The organism is Pseudoglutamicibacter albus (assembly GCF_031458175.1).
Taxonomy (GTDB): Bacteria; Actinomycetota; Actinomycetes; order Actinomycetales; family Micrococcaceae; genus Pseudoglutamicibacter; species Pseudoglutamicibacter albus.
Genome location: NZ_JAVDXX010000001.1, coordinates 2,142,403 through 2,158,603, shown reverse-complemented (window position 1 = coordinate 2,158,603; position 16,201 = coordinate 2,142,403). Strand labels below are relative to the sequence as shown.

Below are 16,201 nucleotides of genomic sequence, written 5' to 3'. Positions count from 1 at the left end.
GCGTGAACAAAGTGTCAGGGTATCTGCGTAGGGTTGGGGCATGAGTTCTTCCGGGAAAAAGGCGTCCCGAAAGTCGAGTGAGTTTCGGTGCCAGGAGTGCGGGTGGGCGACCATCAAGTGGGTTGGTCGTTGCCCTGAGTGCGGGACGTGGGGATCTGTTGAAGAAGTTGGCCCTGAGCTGGGTCAGCTGACTCAGGTGCGTTCAGCGGCTAAGCCGGCTCAGAAAATCGCTGACATCGATTCGCAGCCGGCGGTGCATCGGGCTACTGGCGTGGGTGAATTCGACCGGGTCTTAGGTGGAGGCTTGGTTCCAGGCGCGGTGATTCTGCTCGCCGGGGAGCCTGGCGTGGGTAAGTCGACCCTGTTGATCGATGCGGCGGCACGGTCTGCCCGTTCTGGTTTGAAGGTCCTCTATATCTCGGGTGAAGAGTCCGCCGCGCAAGTGAAGTTGAGGGCTGAGCGCATCGGAGCCATCTCGGATGATCTGTATCTAACCTCGGAAACAGACCTGGGGACCGCGTTGGGCCAGGTTGAACAGATTGAGCCGGACTTGTTGATCGTGGATTCGGTTCAAACCCTGGCATCTGCCGAGGTTTCCGGTTCAGCGGGCGGGGTCTCACAGGTGCGTGAAGTCGCGTCCGCGTTGATCGGTACCGCTAAAACTAAAGGCATCACCACAATCGTTGTGGGGCACGTGACCAAGGAAGGCACCATCGCCGGGCCGCGTCTACTTGAGCACCTGGTGGATGTGGTGTGTCAGTTTGAAGGCGAGAAACACTCACGCCTGCGGCTTCTACGCGCGGTCAAGAACAGGTACGGCCCCACCGATGAGGTCGGCTGCTTCGACCTGACTGACTCCGGTATCGAGGGGCTAGCCGATCCGTCCGGGCTGTTTCGTACACGCACCATCCAACCCGTTGCCGGCACGTGCCTCACCGTGACCGTTGAAGGCCGCCGCCCACTCATCGCTGAAGTCCAGGCGCTAGTGACGGCGGCGACCACGCCGTCACCGCGTCGTAGTACAACCGGCCTCGATTCTTCCCGGGTCTCGATGCTGCTAGCTATCTTGGAATCCCGAGCAGGGCTCGCCTTAGGCCAGACAGATTGCTTCGTAGCAACCGTGGGCGGTGTCCGGTTGACTGAGCCCGCAATCGACCTTGCGGCGTGCCTCGCCGTGGCCTCGGCGGTAGCGAACCACCCTCTGGACCAACGCATGATCGTGTTCGGTGAAGTCGGTCTTGCAGGCGAGGTGCGTGCGGTACAGGATGTTAACCGGCGCATCGCTGAAGCGCACCGTTTGGGGTATCAGCGAGCGATCGTCCCCACCTCCCCCAACGGGCCCGGGAAAATCCCTGACGGAATGGAAGTCAGGACCGTAACGAGCCTCGCGGAAGCTCTACATTTAGCAGGTTTCACACCGGCCGGCTCATCCTAAATGAGGCCCCATCCGCCGGCGAGCGCTTCTAGAATAAAGATGAATGTTCGTGCGCGCTCCGCTGGCTCGGGGCTGCGCATCGCGATGTGAAAGGTACCCAACCCACGTGACGCCTCGTTATTCAGAACATGTGCGAGCCGAGCACTACCGGGCCGATGACCTGCGGCCTGAGCAGGCTGAGGCTCTGCGGCAGACGATGATCAGGCTCGCGCCCGGCACTGAGTTGCGCGACGGGCTTGAACGGATTGTGCGCGGCCGCACCGGCGCGCTCATCGTGCTGGGTTTCGACCGCGGGCTTGAGCAATTGATCACCGGCGGCTTCCCGATCGATATCGAGTTCTCTCCGACTAGGCTGCGGGAGCTTGCCAAGATGGATGGCGCGATCATCGTCTCCCGGGATGTCACCCGCATCCTGCATGCCGGAATCCACCTGGTTCCTGACCCGACAATTCCCGCGACGGAGACCGGAACCCGGCACCGCACGGCAGAGCAAACCTCGGTTCAGACCGGCTATCCGGTGATCGCGGTATCACAGTCGATGAACACCATCACCATCTATGTTGATGGGCAGCGCCACCAGCTTGAGGGTTCTGAGACGATCCTTGCGCGGGCAACGCAGGCGCTTTCGACCCTGGAGCGGTATAAGGCACGCCTGGTTGAGGTGACGAACGCGTTATCGAATCAGGAGATCGAGAACGTTGTCACGGTGCGCGATGTCGCGATGGTGCTCCAGCGGCTTGAGATGGTGCGCCGCATTTCAGAGGAGATCCGTGACGACATCCTTGAACTAGGTGTTAACGGGCGGCTCGTTGATTTGCACCTTGAAGAGCTCAGCACGGGCGCTGGGCCGTCGCTTTCGGTTGTTTTGCGGGACTACGCGAACGCGGCACGCCGTGCCGGTATCGGTGAGACGCTTGTGGACATCAACCAGGTAGAGCAACAACTTGCTGCCATGGACTCTCCGCATCTGGTGGACCTTGGGCAGATCGCGATGCTTTTGGGTTTCCCGGAGGGCGCCTCGGATCTTGACCGTCATGTTGAGCCGCGCGGTTTCCGGCTGCTGTCCGGTATTACTTCGTTGCCACAGCATCTTGTGGAGCGGGTGGTTCAGCGTTTCGATGGCCTGCAGGAGCTCATGGCCGCGAACGTCGATGAGCTACAAGAGATTGAAGGGGTCGGCGAAAGCCGCGCCCGCAGCGTACGAGAAGGGCTAAGCCGTTTCGCCGAAGACAGTCTGTTGGAACGCTACCGCTGACCCGCCGGCATGCGGAGGCTGGCGCGGTGGCTACTTCAGCAGGAACGCGGCCGGTTCGGATTCGTTGGAGCCTAGGCTGACTTTGAGTTTGTAGGTACCTGGTAGCGGTTTTGCTGAAATCGGTTGACATTCGGGCAGGGACCGTACTCTGTTCCACGTGAAACGGGCGTTTTCCTCTTTGCCTTTTTCAAGCTTGAGCTTGATGTCTTCTGCGTCTTTTTGGCAGTCACGGGTCGAATAGATTCGGTCGGAGCCGGAGGTCACCACGAACTCTTGTTGGCTGGTGCCGACGTTCATGGTGCAGGGGACGTCACCGGTGTTTTTGATTTTGAGGATCAGTACGGGGTTTTCACCCGCGCCATAGGATTTCTTGTCGGTTGCTGCGCTGACTTTGATGTCGCCGTCCGCGCATTCTTGGCTGCCGTCGGGCCGAGGGCTGGGCCGCCCCTCCCCCTCTTTCTCATCTTTAGCATCACCAGTGCTCTTATTATCTTCGGCATCACCAGTGTTCTTATCTTTAGCATCGCCAGTGCTGCTATTTTCTTCGCCCGACTGTTTCGAGCCTTCCGCGGCTTGCTGCTGCTGGCTTTGTTCTTGACTTTGTTCTTGCGCTTGGGTTTTGCCTCCACCGAAGACTCCGGAAACCCATTTAACGACACTCACGATGCCCAAGGTTATTAAGGTGAGGAGGATCAGCAGAATAATCAGTGCCACAATACGGCGACGTCGATACGTGGCTGCAGACGGTTTCTGGTTCTCGGTGGCCATGCCTCCAGGATAATCGGCTAACCATCCCTGACGAGCTAGCCGCCGTATGATGACACACGTGTCCACCCACAACCCAAACCCCACAATGCCCTCCGCCAGCGTGGTCCGCGCACGCGTCAACGAATGGTTCCAAGCCCACGGCCGTGACCTTCCGTGGCGCCGTCCTGAGGCGAGCCCCTGGAGCATCCTCGTTTCGGAGATCATGTTGCAGCAGACCCCGGTGGTGCGGGTTCAGCCGGTGTGGGAGGAGTGGATGCGACGCTGGCCTACCCCGCATGATCTCGCGGCTGAGCCCGCCGGTGAGGTCCTGCGCGCTTGGGGTCGCTTAGGCTATCCGCGCCGTGCGTTGCGTTTACATGCTTGTGCACAGGCGATCGTCACGGAGCACGCTGGCGTGGTTCCCCGCGATCTTCCGACCCTGCTTTCTCTGCCCGGTATCGGCGAGTACACGGCCGCGGCGGTCGCGTGTTTCGCATACCAGGTCCCGGCGACCGTGGTTGATACGAATATTCGCCGGGTTGTGGGTCGCGCTTTTCACGCTAAGGCGCTGCCGGGGCCTTCGATGACTCGGGCGCAGTATCGTGAGGCTCAAGCATTGATGCCGGCTCACCCGAATGAGGCGGGGGATGCGGCGGATGCGTCGTTCACGTCTGCGGAGGTCGCTGAGGCGAATACGTGGAATGCGGCCTCGATGGAGTTGGGTGCGCTGGTGTGCACGGCCCGGGATCCGCGGTGTGGTGAGTGCCCGGTGGAGTCTGTGTGTGCGTGGGTTGCTGCAGGGAAGCCGGCAGCGGATTACGTTCCGCGTGGGCAGGCGTGGCATGGGACGGACCGGCAGGTGCGTGGCCGGATGATGGCGGTTTTACGGGAGTCCGATGGCCCGGTTCCGTACGGTGTGCTCGTTACGCGTGATGGTGCGGAGGGGGCCGCGCAGGAAGTCGCGGAGGCGCATTTGCGTTCTGCTTTGGCTCAGTTGGCTTTGCTTGGTGCCGACGATGCGCAGCGGGCTTCGTGCGCCCGCGGACTTATTGAGGATGGGCTGGCGGTGCTGACTACTTACGGTGAGGTGTCACTTCCCGGCTAGGTGGCTTCCGGCGGCGACCGCTGAGAGCGTGGATATATGCCCCGCACCCCTCAATTCCGGCGCAGCTCAGCCCTGGCGCACCTTAATCTTGGCTCATGAGCGGGGTGATTCGTTCTTCGACGTCTTTGAGCGAGGTGATCATCCGGGTGTTGCCGAGGGTGTTTTGTTTGACGCGTGCGAGGTCGAGGAACTCGGCGACGCCGTCGTCAGGTGAGCGGAGGAGTTCTTGGAACACTTCGGGGGCTACGGCGTCTTGTTGGTCCATGACTTCGAATCCGTGTTTTTTGAAGAATTCGACTTCGAATGTGAGGCAGAAGACCCGGTGGATGCCGAGGTCTCTGGCGTCTTGGAGTAGGTGTTCCAGCAGCATTGCGCCGCATCCGCGTCCGGCGGCGTCTGGGTGGACGGCGAGTGTTCGGATTTCGCCGATGTCTTCCCACATGACGTGGAAGGCTCCGCAACCGATGATGCGCCCGTCGGCGTCTTCGGCGACCCTGAATTCTTGTAAGGATTCGTAGTAGGCGACGGCTTCTTTTTCCAGCAGGATCCGCTGTTCGGCGTATGGGCGTACGAGGTCTCGGATGAATTTCACGTCTTGTGAGCGCGCTGGCCGGACGGTGATCGCGTTGGGGTTGTGTGTTGCTGGGGTTGCCATGGTGTCCATCGTAGTTTGGTGGCCTCAATATAAAGGCCTGTTAAGGCTGCGCTCAGTTATGACTGGGCCGTATTATGACTAGGCCCTGCTAAGGCTATGCCCTGTTAACTGACTGAGCTGTGCCCCCTTCCCTCACGGGACGCGGGGCACAGCTCACTCATGCGTTCGATGCGCTAGGTGCCTGGCCTGTAGGCGTGGCGGCCGGCGCCTGACTCGCCAGTACCCGAGCCTGACTCGCCTGAACCCGAACCGGAGTCAGATCCTGAACCGGTCTCTTCCGAGCCGGTTGGTTCGGTGGAGCCGGCGAGGATCGCGGCTGGGGTTGGTTTGCCTTCGAGCTGGTCTGGCCCGTCGACTGCGGTGAAGGTCAGCTTGCGAGCGTCGTCTTCGCCTTCGACGTCTACAACAACGGTCTGGCCTGGCAGCAGGTCTCCGAAGAGGATCTTCTCGGACAGTGGGTCTTCGACGTCGCGTTGGATGGTGCGACGTAGTGGGCGGGCGCCCATCGCTGGGTCGAAGCCGCGGTCTGCGAGCAGGTCGCGTGCAGGTTGCGTGACGGACAGCGAGATCGAACGTTCGACGAGCCGTTCGGCAAGCCGGTTGGTGAACAGGTCCACGATCTGGACGATCTCGCTGTGCTGCAGCTGCGGGAAGACTACGATGTCGTCAACACGGTTGAGGAACTCTGGCCGGAAGTGCTGGCGTAGCTCTTCCTGGACTTTGGCCTGCATGCGTTCGTAACCGGTTTGGACGTCGGTGGTGGATTGGAAGCCGGTCATCACGCCCTTGGAGATGTCCCGGGTACCGAGGTTGGTGGTCATGATGATGATCGTGTTCTTGAAGTCGACCACGCGGCCTTGCGAATCGGTCAGGCGGCCATCTTCGAGGATCTGCAGTAGCGAGTTGAACAGATCAGCGTGGGCCTTTTCAACCTCGTCGAACAGCACGATCGAGAACGGGCGGCGGCGTACCTTTTCGGTCAGCTGACCGCCTTCTTCGTACCCGACGTAGCCCGGAGGCGCACCGAACAGGCGGGAAACGGTGTGCTTCTCTGCGTATTCGGACATGTCGAGGGTGATGAGGGCGTCCTCGTCACCGAACATGAACTCGGCGAGCGCTTTAGCGAGCTCGGTCTTACCTACACCGGTTGGGCCTGCGAAGATGAACGAGCCGCCTGGACGGTTCGGGTCTTTGAGGCCGGCGCGTGTGCGGCGGATCGAGCGGGCGATCGACTTGATCGCTTCGTCCTGGCCGATGACGCGCTTGTGCAGTTCCTCTTCCATGTTGAGTAGTCGCGTGGACTCTTCTTCGGTGAGTTGCACAACCGGGATGCCGGTCGAGGAAGCCAAGACTTCGGCGATGACCTCTGGGGTGACCTCAGAGATTTCGTCGAGGTCGCCGTTCTTCCATGCGGCTTCCTTTTCTTGGCGCTCGGTGATCAGGCGCTGCTCTTCGTCGCGGAGCTTGGCCGCTCCTTCGAAGTCTTGGGCGTCGATCGCGGATTCTTTTTCGCGACGGATTTCCGCGATTTTCTGGTCCATCTCTTTGAGCTCTGGCGGGGCGGTCATGCGCTGGATGCGCAGGCGGGCGCCGGCTTCGTCGATGAGGTCGACGGCCTTGTCCGGCAGGAAGCGGTCGGAGATGTAGCGGTGGGCGAGCTGGGCTGCGGACTGCAGCGCTTCGTCGGTGATGGATACGCGGTGGTGTGCCTCGTATTTATCGCGTAGGCCGCGCAGGATTTCGACGGTGAGCTCGACCGATGGTTCCGGTACCTGGATCGGCTGGAAGCGGCGTTCCAGTGCCGCGTCTTTTTCGATGTGTTTGCGGTATTCATCGAGCGTGGTTGCGCCGATGGTCTGGAGTTCACCGCGGGCGAGCATCGGCTTGAGGATGCTCGCGGCATCGATCGCGCCTTCGGCGGCGCCGGCACCGACGAGGGTGTGGATTTCGTCGATGAACAGGATGATGTCGCCGCGGGTGCGGATCTCTTTGAGGACCTTCTTGAGGCGTTCTTCGAAGTCACCGCGGTAGCGGGAGCCAGCCACGAGGGAACCCAGGTCAAGCGTGTAGAGGTGCTTGTCTTTGAGGGTCTCTGGCACATCGCCGCGCACGATCGCTTGCGCGAGCCCCTCAACGACCGCGGTCTTACCGACGCCTGGCTCACCTATGAGCACGGGGTTGTTTTTGGTGCGGCGAGAAAGGACCTGCATGACGCGTTCCATCTCGTGTTCGCGCCCGATGACGGGGTCGAGTTTGTTCTCGCGTGCTGCGGCGGTGAGGTTGCGGCCGAACTGGTCGAGGACGGCGGAACCGGACGGGGTTCCGTCTTTCTGGTCGCGGGAGCCGCCGCCGGCTCCGGCTGGTTCCTTGGAGGAGTGGTAGCCGGAGATGAGTTGGATGACTTCTTGGCGTACGGCTTGTGGGTCGGCGCCGAGGCTTTCGAGTACCTGGGCTGCGGTGCCTTCGCCTTCACGGATGAGGCCGAGCAGGATGTGTTCGGTGCCGATGTAGTTGTGGCCCAGTTGGAGGGCTTCACGTAGGGAAAGTTCGAGGACTTTCTTGGCGCGCGGGGTGAAGGGGATGTGTCCCGTTGGCGCTTGCGAGCCTTGACCGATGGCTTCCTGGACCTGTTCGCGTGCCGCTCCGAGTGACACGTTGAGGGATTCCAGGGCTTTTGCTGCTACGCCTTCACCTTCGTGGATGAGGCCGAGCAGGATATGTTCGGTGCCGATGTAGGTGTGGTTGAGCATGCGCGCCTCTTCTTGGGCGAGCACCACAACACGACGGGCACGGTCCGTGAAACGTTCGAACATGCGCACACTCCTTTAATGACTTATTTCCGATGCTACGCATCGAAAGCAGTTGATTGGTCTGTGTTCACCATCAGGTGAACAGTTTGTGACCGTGTACGCAGATAGCAGAAGTCTGTGCCTTGGCTTCGAAGTCTGTGGACGCCTTAGCTGCGGTGTGCTTCGCGGTATTTCACGATGATCTCGTGGCTGAGGCGTCCGCGGTCGGAGACGTCGTAGCCTTTTTCTTTGGCCCATGCGCGGATGCGCGCTGCTTCATCGGATGAGTGCGGCGCGGAGCGGCGGCCGGCTTTGATGTAGGGGCGTAAGAATTCCCGTAGCTTGTTGAGGTTGTCTTGGGAAAGGTCGATTTCGTAGTGCATGCCTTCGAGGCCGAAATAAACCGTCGATTCTGCTGGCGTGCCGTCGATATCGTCGATCAGCGTGACTTGAACTTGGCGTGCCATAAATACTTCTCCACTCATTATTGAGTTCGCTTAAATTGAAAGGTCATCAAAATAAGCTTCGAATAAAAATACTACGCTACGCCGTTGAGGGTGTCAGATATTTTCTGACGGGTTTTCGCTATTTTTGGTTCTTAGCAGCCATTTCGGATTCGATTTCTTTCATCCGCTTCTCAACGGCGTCTTCGAACCGCGCGTCCGTGCGCTCTTTGCCCTTAGCTGCGGCTTCACGCTCGCGGCGGTCGGCGTTGACAATCGAGCGCATAACCCACCAGAAAATAAGGGCGAGGGTAATGGTCGGCAACAGTACTGAAACGTATGGGTAAATGGCGTCCCAGATTTCGGCCATGGCTATGCCTCCGGTTTCAGCAGCGGGAAGAGGATGGTCTCGCGGATGCCTACGTTGGTGAACAGCATGACGAGGCGGTCCACACCCAGGCCGGTGCCGCCCATCGGTGGCGCACCGTATTCGAGTGCACGCAGGAAGTCTTCATCGAGCTGCATCGCTTCGGGGTCGCCACCTGCGGCGAGCTCGGACTGATGCGTGAGGCGTTCCCGCTGGATCACCGGGTCGATCAATTCGGAGAACGCGGTGCCGCGCTCCATACCTCCGATGATGAGGTCCCACGCTTCGATGACACCGTCCTTGGAGCGGTGCTGGCGTGCGAGCGGCTGGGCTGCCGGCGGATAGTCGTAGACGAACGTCGGGTTGATCAGGGTTGGTTCGACGATCTCCCCGAACAGCTCGATCACGGCGTTCTGCTCATCCCAGTTCTCATCCCAGGCCACATCCTTTTCAGCAGCGACTTCCTTCAACACGTCGATGCCGGTTTCTGGGGTGATCTCGCGGCCCACAGCTTCAGATAGCGCCGGGTAGACGCTCACCCAAGCCCATTCACCGGAAAGATCGATCGTGGTGCCGTTTGGTCCCGGGATCTGTAGGCCGCAACCGATTTCCTCGGCGGCGGCGAGAATGATCTCCTTGAGGCGTGCGGCCATCACGAACTGATCCGCGTACGCCTCATAGAACTCGAGTGTCGTGAACTCAGGCGAGTGGGTCGAATCCACACCTTCGTTGCGGAAGATACGGCCCATCTCATAGACGCGGTTCACCCCACCCACCACGGTGCGCTTGAGGTACAGCTCGGTCGCGATACGCAACGTCATGTCCTGATCGAACGCGTTCAGGTGCGTCTCGAACGGACGCGCCGCGGCGCCGCCGTGGATGAGTTGCAACATCGGCGTTTCGACTTCCACATAGCCGTGGGAATCGAGTACGCGGCGGATCGCGCGGGTGACTGCGGCCCGCTTATAGATCATCTGGCGCGCTTCTTCACGCACGATGAGGTCTGCGTAACGCTGACGTACGCGGGTTTCTTCGTTGAGGTCAGCGTGCAAAACAGGCAACGGACGTAGCGCCTTGGAGGCCATCTGCCACCGCTGAGCCATGATGGACAGTTCCCCGCGGCGGGATGAGATCACGCGTCCTTCAAAGAACACGTGGTCGCCAAGGTCAACGAGGTGCTTGAAGTCTTCAAGCGCTTCCTGACCGACCTCCGCGAGCGAAATCATGACCTGCAACTGCACGGTCGAGCCGTCTTCGCCGCCCTCTTGGAGGGTAGCGAAGCAGAGCTTACCCGTGTTGCGCTGGTACACAACGCGCCCCACGACACCAACCACATCGTCGGTTTCTTCACCGCTTGCAAGATGCGCCCAGTATTCGCGCACGGTCGCCAGTGAATGGGTGCGGCGGACCCCTACCGGGTACGCCTGCTTACCGGAGTCAAGGATTTCCTGACGCTTGGCCAGGCGCACGGCGCGCTGGTCACGGTTGTCAACGGTCGATGTCGTTTCAGAAGAGTTAGCGTTGGCAGTCACGCCCACCATTCTAGCTGGCACCTCTGCGCTAGATAGAACTCAAAGCGCTGTACAGAACACTGCGCTGTATAGAACCCAGTCGCTGACCGGAACTCAAGGCGGGCGTGAGTCTGCCGGCTAACTGGCTACCAGATGCTGACGCGTTCTTCGGGTGCCAGCCACATTCCATCGCCTTCTTCGGTGCCGAACGCTTCGTGGAAGGCGTCCACGTTGCGGGCGGTCTGGTTGGCCCGGAACTCGGTTGGTGAGTGCGGGTCGGTCGAGACCATGGTGACCATGGACTCTGGGCGGGTGAGGCTCGCCCACACCCTTGCCCACGATGTGAAGAAGCGCTGGTTGCCGCTCAGCCCGTCGGTCTCTTCCTCGGGGTCGCGGCCGGTCGCCTTCATTTCGGCGAGGTAAGCCTTATGGGCGATTCCGAGGCCGCCGAGGTCGCCGATGTTCTCACCGAGGGTCAGCTCACCGTTGACGGTGTGCTCCGGCGCTTCTGGCGGGACGAGTGCCCCGTATTGTTCAACCAGGTTCTTGGTGCGGGCTTCGAAGGCGTTGCGGTCGTCTTCGGTCCACCAGTCGGTGAGGGTTCCGTCGCCGTCGAAGCGGGAGCCTTGGTCGTCAAAGCCGTGCCCGATTTCGTGGCCGATCACCGCGCCGATCGCACCGAAGTTGGTTGCGTCATCGCCGTTGAGGTCGAAGAACGGTGGCCGCAGGATCGCTGCAGGGAACGCGATTTCGTTGAGCAGCGGGTGGTAGTAGGCGTTGACGGTCTGTGGATACATGAACCACAGTTCACGGTTCACACCGTCCTCGATCTTCTTCAGCTCGCGCTGGAGCGTGAATTGGGCGATCGCTGCGACGTTGCCCGCCAGGTTTTCGGGGTCGACCTCGAGGGTGCTGTAGTCGATCCATTCGTTCGGGTAGCCGATTTTGGTGCGGAATTTCTCGAGCTTGATGAGTGCTCGCTTCTGGGTGTCTTCACCCATCCAGTCCAGCCCGGTGATCGAGGTGCGGTATGCCTCAATCAGACGGTCGACAAGATGGTCCATCCGTTCTTTCGCTGCCGGCGGGAAGTGTTCGGCCACGAAGATCTGGCCGATGTCCTCGCCCACGCCGGATTCGACGAACGCTACGCCGCGTTTCCAGCGTTCGCGCTGTTCGGTGGCCCCGCCGAGGGTGTGGGAGTAGAAGGACCAGTTTTCGGTCACGACGTCTTTATTGAGGTACGGGGCGCGTGCGCGCATCACGTTGAACGCGAGCAGTTCCTTCCATGCCTCAAGGGGTTGTTCGGTGAGCTCTTTGTTGAGCCCTTCGAGGAAACTTGGCTGCCACACGTCTACAACGGACCAGTATTTTTCTGAGATGCGTGAGCCGTCAAACCAGTTCCGCAACAGCGGGGCCAGCTCGAGCAGTTCGTCGCTGTTCATCTTGTTGTAGCGGGCTTGGGCGTCGCGGGTTTTCACGATGTCCCAGTGGTGCTTGGCGATCGCTGTTTCAAGATCGAAGATGCGGATAGCGGTACCTGCTGGGTCTGGGTATGCGAAGAGGGTCAGCATCCGCTCGATGTGAGCGTGGTAAGCCTCCCGGATGTCCTGGTAGGCGTCTTCGCGGTAGTATGCCTCGTCTGGTAGGCCGATGCCGCCTTGGAGGATCGTGAAGAGGTTTACCTCTGGGTCTTTGGCGTCGTTGGAGGCGCCGATGCTGAAGAACGCCTCGATCCCAACGATCGCGAACTCTCCTGCGAGCTTCATAAGGTGTTCGACGTCGTGGACGTTGTCGATTTTCTCCAGCAGGTCGCCCACGGGGCTGGTTCCGAGCGCTTCGATGCGTTCTTCCTCCATGAAGGAGTCCCATAGGCCAGCGATGCGGGCGTCGCGCGCGGCTTCTTCGTCGCTGCTATCGGCAGTGTTGCCGCCGTTGCTTTCGGCGGTATTGCTGCTGCCGTTGTTGGCTTGGCGTTGATGGTGGCGTGCTACAGCTTCTTCGACAATGTTCCGCACGTCTGCTTCTGCGCGGTCGCGTAGTTCGTGGAAGACACCGTAGGATCCACGATCGGATGGGATCTCGTTGCTGGTGAGCCATTCGTGGTTGACCCAACGGTACAGGTCGTCTTGTGGACGCGGCACGTCGGTGGCTTCGATGTCGGTGTTAGCTGTAGCGGTCATGTATATAACGCTACCGGGCGCCGGGTACGGGCTCCAAAGTGAAGCGGCGGGTTGTGGATGATGTGTTGGTGTTCGTGTGCCTGTTTAAAAGAAAAAGTGACAGGAGAAGAACCGAAAGGGGCTATCGGTCGCGAGCCGGTGGTGGTGGGGTGGCTCAAGCGGAACCGATAATCGGTCTCTTCTCCTGTCACGTTCGTGAAGTGTGTTCGGCGGTGTCCTACTCTCCCACAACCTCCCGGTTGCAGTACCATCGGCGCTGTGGGGCTTAGCTTCCGGGTTCGGGATGGGACCGGGCGTTTCCCCCACGCTATAACCGCCGTAACTCTCTCACCCCAAACCCAACACTCTCGTTGTGGTGCTGGTTGGGGAAATCTGTTACGTGTACGTGTGTGTTGCTGTATTCAGTTGTTGTGTATCACCGCTGGGGTGGGTTTGTGGTGTGGTGACCGCTTAGTGGACGCGAACCCTCGCTATTGAAGAGGATGAGGTTGGTGTTGTGTGTAAGTGATCGGCCTATTAGTACAGGTCAGCTGAACACGTCTATGGTCCGTGCGTACACTTCCTGCCTATCAACCCAGTGGTCTAGCTGGGGGCCTCTCCCAAAGCAATGTTTGGTTGGAAATGTTATCTTGAAGCAGGCTTCCCGCTTAGATGCTTTCAGCGGTTATCCTTCCCGAACGTAGCTAATCAGCGGTGCACCTGGCGGTACAACTGACATACCAGAGGTTCGTCCGTCCCGGTCCTCTCGTACTAGGGACAGCCCTTCTCACATTTCCTACGCGCGCAGAGGATAGGGACCGAACTGTCTCACGACGTTCTAAACCCAGCTCGCGTGCCGCTTTAATGGGCGAACAGCCCAACCCTTGGGACCGACTCCAGCCCCAGGATGCGACGAGCCGACATCGAGGTGCCAAACCATGCCGTCGATATGGACTCTTGGGCAAGATCAGCCTGTTATCCCCGAGGTACCTTTTATCCGTTGAGCGACAGCGCTTCCACAAGCCACTGCCGGATCACTAGTCCCGACTTTCGTCCCTGCTTGACCTGTCAGTCTCGCAGTCAAGCTCCCTTGTGCACTTACACTCGACACCTGATTGCCAACCAGGCTGAGGGAACCTTTGGGCGCCTCCGTTACCATTTAGGAGGCAACCGCCCCAGTTAAACTACCCATCAGGCACTGTCCCTGACCCGGATCACGGGCCGAGGTTAGACATCCGATACGATCAGAGTGGTATTTCAACAATGACTCCACAACCACTGGCGTGGCTGCTTCACAGTCTCCCACCTATCCTACACAAACCGCACCGAACACCAATACCAAACTATAGTAAAGGTCACGGGGTCTTTCCGTCCTTCTGCGCGTAACGAGCATCTTTACTCGTACTGCAATTTCGCCGAGTTCATGGTTGAGACAGCAGGGAAGTCGTTGCTCCATTCGTGCAGGTCGGAACTTACCCGACAAGGAATTTCGCTACCTTAGGATGGTTATAGTTACCACCGCCGTTTACTGGGGCTTAAATTCTCCGCTTCGAACACGAATGTTCTAACAGGTCCTCTTAACCTTCCAGCACCGGGCAGGAGTCAGTCCGTATACATCGTCTTGCGACTTCGCACGGACCTGTGTTTTTAGTAAACAGTCGCTTCCCTCTGGTCTCTGCGGCCCACACCCGCTCACCCCAGCATGTGGGGGTCACGAGGCAGGCCCCCCTTCTTCCGAAGTTACGGGGGCATTTTGCCGAGTTCCTTAACCATGATTCTCTCGATCGCCTCGGTATTCTCTACCAGATCACCTGTGTCGGTTTCGGGTACGGGCAGCTAGAACCTCACGTCGATGCTTTTCTCGGCAGTACAGGATCACCGGATCACCCACCCATAGTGGGCGCCCATCAAGTCTCAGCCATTATGGTGTACGGATTTGCCTATACACCGGCCTACACTCTTAGACCAGGTCGATTCCATTGCCTGGCCCGGCTACCTCTCTGCGTCACACCTGTTACTACGTTTACCTCCACGAATCGGGTCCCACGCCGCACACACCATCTAGCCACAAAGTGGCTGGTCTGGTGTGGTTGGGGTGGTTAGCATCATCGCTTCGATATGGACGGTTCTTCGCCGGTACGGGAATATCAACCCGTTGTCCATCGACTACGCCTGTCGGCCTCGCCTTAGGTCCCGACTCACCCAGGGAAGAAAAACTTGACCCTGGAACCCTTGATCATTCGGCGGACGGGTTTCTCACCCGCCATTCGCTACTCATGCCTGCATTCTCACTCGAACACGCTCCACCTGATGGTTTCCACCCAGGCTTCACCACATGCCCGACGCTCCCCTACCCACCCCACACAAAAGTATGGAGTGACACAGCTTCGGCGGTGTACTTGAGCCCCGCTACATTGTCGGCGCGGAATCACTTGACCAGTGAGCTATTACGCACTCTTTCAAGGGTGGCTGCTTCTAAGCCAACCTCCTGGTTGTCTCAGCAACTCCACATCCTTTCCCACTTAGCACACGCTTAGGGGCCTTAGCTGATGTTCTGGGCTGTTTCCCTCTCGACTCATGAAGCTTATCCCTCACAGTCTCACTGCTACGCTCTCACTTCACCGCATTCGGAGTTTGGTTGACGTCAGTAACCTTGTAGGGCCCATCAGCCATCCAGTAGCTCTACCACGGTAAAGAAACACGTAACGCTGCACCTAAATGCATTTCGGGGAGAACCAGCTATCACGGAGTTTGATTGGCCTTTCACCCCTACCCACAGCTCATCCCCCCAGTTTTCAACCTAGGTGGGTTCGGTCCTCCACGTGCTCTTACACACGCTTCAACCTGGCCATGGGTAGATCACCCCGCTTCGGGTCTAGACCGTGCCACTGAAACGCCCTCTTCAGACTCGCTTTCGCTACGACTACCCCACACGGGTTAACCTCGCGACACAGCACTAACTCGCAGGCTCATTCTTCAAAAGGCACGCCATCACCCCTAAAGGGCTTTGACGGTTTGTAAGCGCATGGTTTCAGGCACTATTTCACTCCCCTCCCGGGGTACTTTTCACCATTCCCTCACGGTACTGATCCGCTATCGGTCATCAGGTAGTATTCAGGCTTACCAGGTGGTCCTGGCAGATTCACACGAGATTCCACGAGCCCCGTGCTACTCGGGTCATACGATCTAGCGGCGGAACATAATACGACTACGGGACTCACACCCTCTACGGTGCAGCACTCACACTGCTTCGTCTCCACGCCCGCACCTCACCAGCCAGCCACGGCAGTAACTGGACACATACACCCACAACCCCCGCACCGCAACCCCTGCCGGGTATCACACGATACAGGTTTAGCCCCATCCGCGTTCGCTCGCCACTACTAACGGAATCACTATTGTTTTCTCTTCCTAAGGGTACTGAGATGTTTCACTTCCCCTCGTTCCCCCCATAACACCTATATATTCAGTGTCAGGTCACACACCTCACAGCATGCGGGGTTCCCCCATTCGGACATCCTGGGATCACCGTCCGGTTATCAACTCCCCCAGGCTTATCGCAGATTCCCACGTCCTTCATCGGCTCCTGATGCCAAGGCATCCACCATACGCTCTCAACAACTTACACACACATATGCAAACCATTGATTCATGAGCAACAAACACAACCCACACAACCAACAAACCAACCAACCAAAAAAGGAAAAGACTGGACTGATTGTGTTGGGTTGAGAA

General features: G+C 59.2%; 10 protein-coding genes and 2 rRNA genes. 3 read left to right on the top strand and 9 right to left on the bottom strand.

The window, feature by feature from the left end; translation table 11 throughout:
• Positions 1-40 precede the first annotated feature (40 nt).
• On the top strand, positions 41-1,435 hold the full coding sequence (gene radA, locus J2S67_RS09530) for a DNA repair protein RadA (protein WP_035757291.1): 1,395 nt from the start codon (positions 41-43) through the stop codon (positions 1,433-1,435).
• 160 nt (positions 1,436-1,595) lie between these two features.
• Positions 1,596-2,690 (top strand): DNA integrity scanning diadenylate cyclase DisA, encoded by a 1,095-nt coding sequence (gene disA, locus J2S67_RS09525; RefSeq protein WP_256173838.1) that lies wholly within the window; start codon positions 1,596-1,598, stop codon positions 2,688-2,690.
• A 30-nt stretch (positions 2,691-2,720) separates the two neighbouring features.
• On the opposite strand, the gene J2S67_RS09520 is transcribed toward disA, so the two are convergent.
• Positions 2,721-3,458, bottom strand: a complete 738-nt coding sequence (locus tag J2S67_RS09520; protein WP_035757288.1) for a DUF4834 family protein — start codon at positions 3,456-3,458, stop codon at positions 2,721-2,723.
• Positions 3,459-3,507: 49 nt separating this feature from the next.
• On the opposite strand from J2S67_RS09520, the gene J2S67_RS09515 reads away from it, so the two are divergent.
• The gene (locus J2S67_RS09515; protein WP_141739799.1) at positions 3,508-4,542 is read left to right on the top strand and encodes an HhH-GPD family protein; all 1,035 of its coding nucleotides are present in this window, start codon (positions 3,508-3,510) and stop codon (positions 4,540-4,542) included.
• 82 nt (positions 4,543-4,624) lie between these two features.
• Here J2S67_RS09515 and J2S67_RS09510 read toward each other — a convergent pair whose 3' ends face one another.
• The 8 genes from J2S67_RS09510 to J2S67_RS09475 all read right to left on the bottom strand — a co-directional run bounded on the left by J2S67_RS09510 (position 4,625) and on the right by J2S67_RS09475 (position 16,094).
• Entirely contained in the window at positions 4,625-5,197 is a 573-nt protein-coding gene (locus J2S67_RS09510) for an amino-acid N-acetyltransferase (RefSeq protein ID WP_070506938.1), read from the bottom strand.
• Between the two features lie 173 nt (positions 5,198-5,370).
• The gene (locus J2S67_RS09505) at positions 5,371-8,010 is read right to left on the bottom strand and encodes an ATP-dependent Clp protease ATP-binding subunit (RefSeq protein ID WP_070506940.1); all 2,640 of its coding nucleotides are present in this window, start codon (positions 8,008-8,010) and stop codon (positions 5,371-5,373) included.
• 143 nt (positions 8,011-8,153) lie between these two features.
• Positions 8,154-8,453 carry a histone-like nucleoid-structuring protein Lsr2 gene (locus J2S67_RS09500; protein WP_035757283.1) on the bottom strand — a complete coding sequence of 100 codons (300 nt, stop codon included), beginning with the start codon at positions 8,451-8,453 and terminating at the stop codon, positions 8,154-8,156.
• 118 nt (positions 8,454-8,571) lie between these two features.
• Positions 8,572-8,799: a hypothetical protein gene (locus J2S67_RS09495; RefSeq protein ID WP_070506943.1), complete on the bottom strand. Its 228-nt coding sequence runs from the start codon at positions 8,797-8,799 to the stop codon at positions 8,572-8,574.
• 2 nt (positions 8,800-8,801) lie between these two features.
• Positions 8,802-10,337 (bottom strand): lysine--tRNA ligase, encoded by a 1,536-nt coding sequence (gene lysS / locus J2S67_RS09490; RefSeq protein ID WP_035757277.1) that lies wholly within the window; start codon positions 10,335-10,337, stop codon positions 8,802-8,804.
• A gap of 116 nt (positions 10,338-10,453) precedes the next feature.
• Positions 10,454-12,487 (bottom strand): M13 family metallopeptidase, encoded by a 2,034-nt coding sequence (locus J2S67_RS09485; protein WP_070506948.1) that lies wholly within the window; start codon positions 12,485-12,487, stop codon positions 10,454-10,456.
• Between the two features lie 204 nt (positions 12,488-12,691).
• Positions 12,692-12,808: ribosomal RNA gene (gene rrf / locus J2S67_RS09480) — 5S ribosomal RNA — on the bottom strand.
• 175 nt (positions 12,809-12,983) lie between these two features.
• Positions 12,984-16,094: ribosomal RNA gene (locus J2S67_RS09475) — 23S ribosomal RNA — on the bottom strand.
• Positions 16,095-16,201 lie beyond the last annotated feature (107 nt).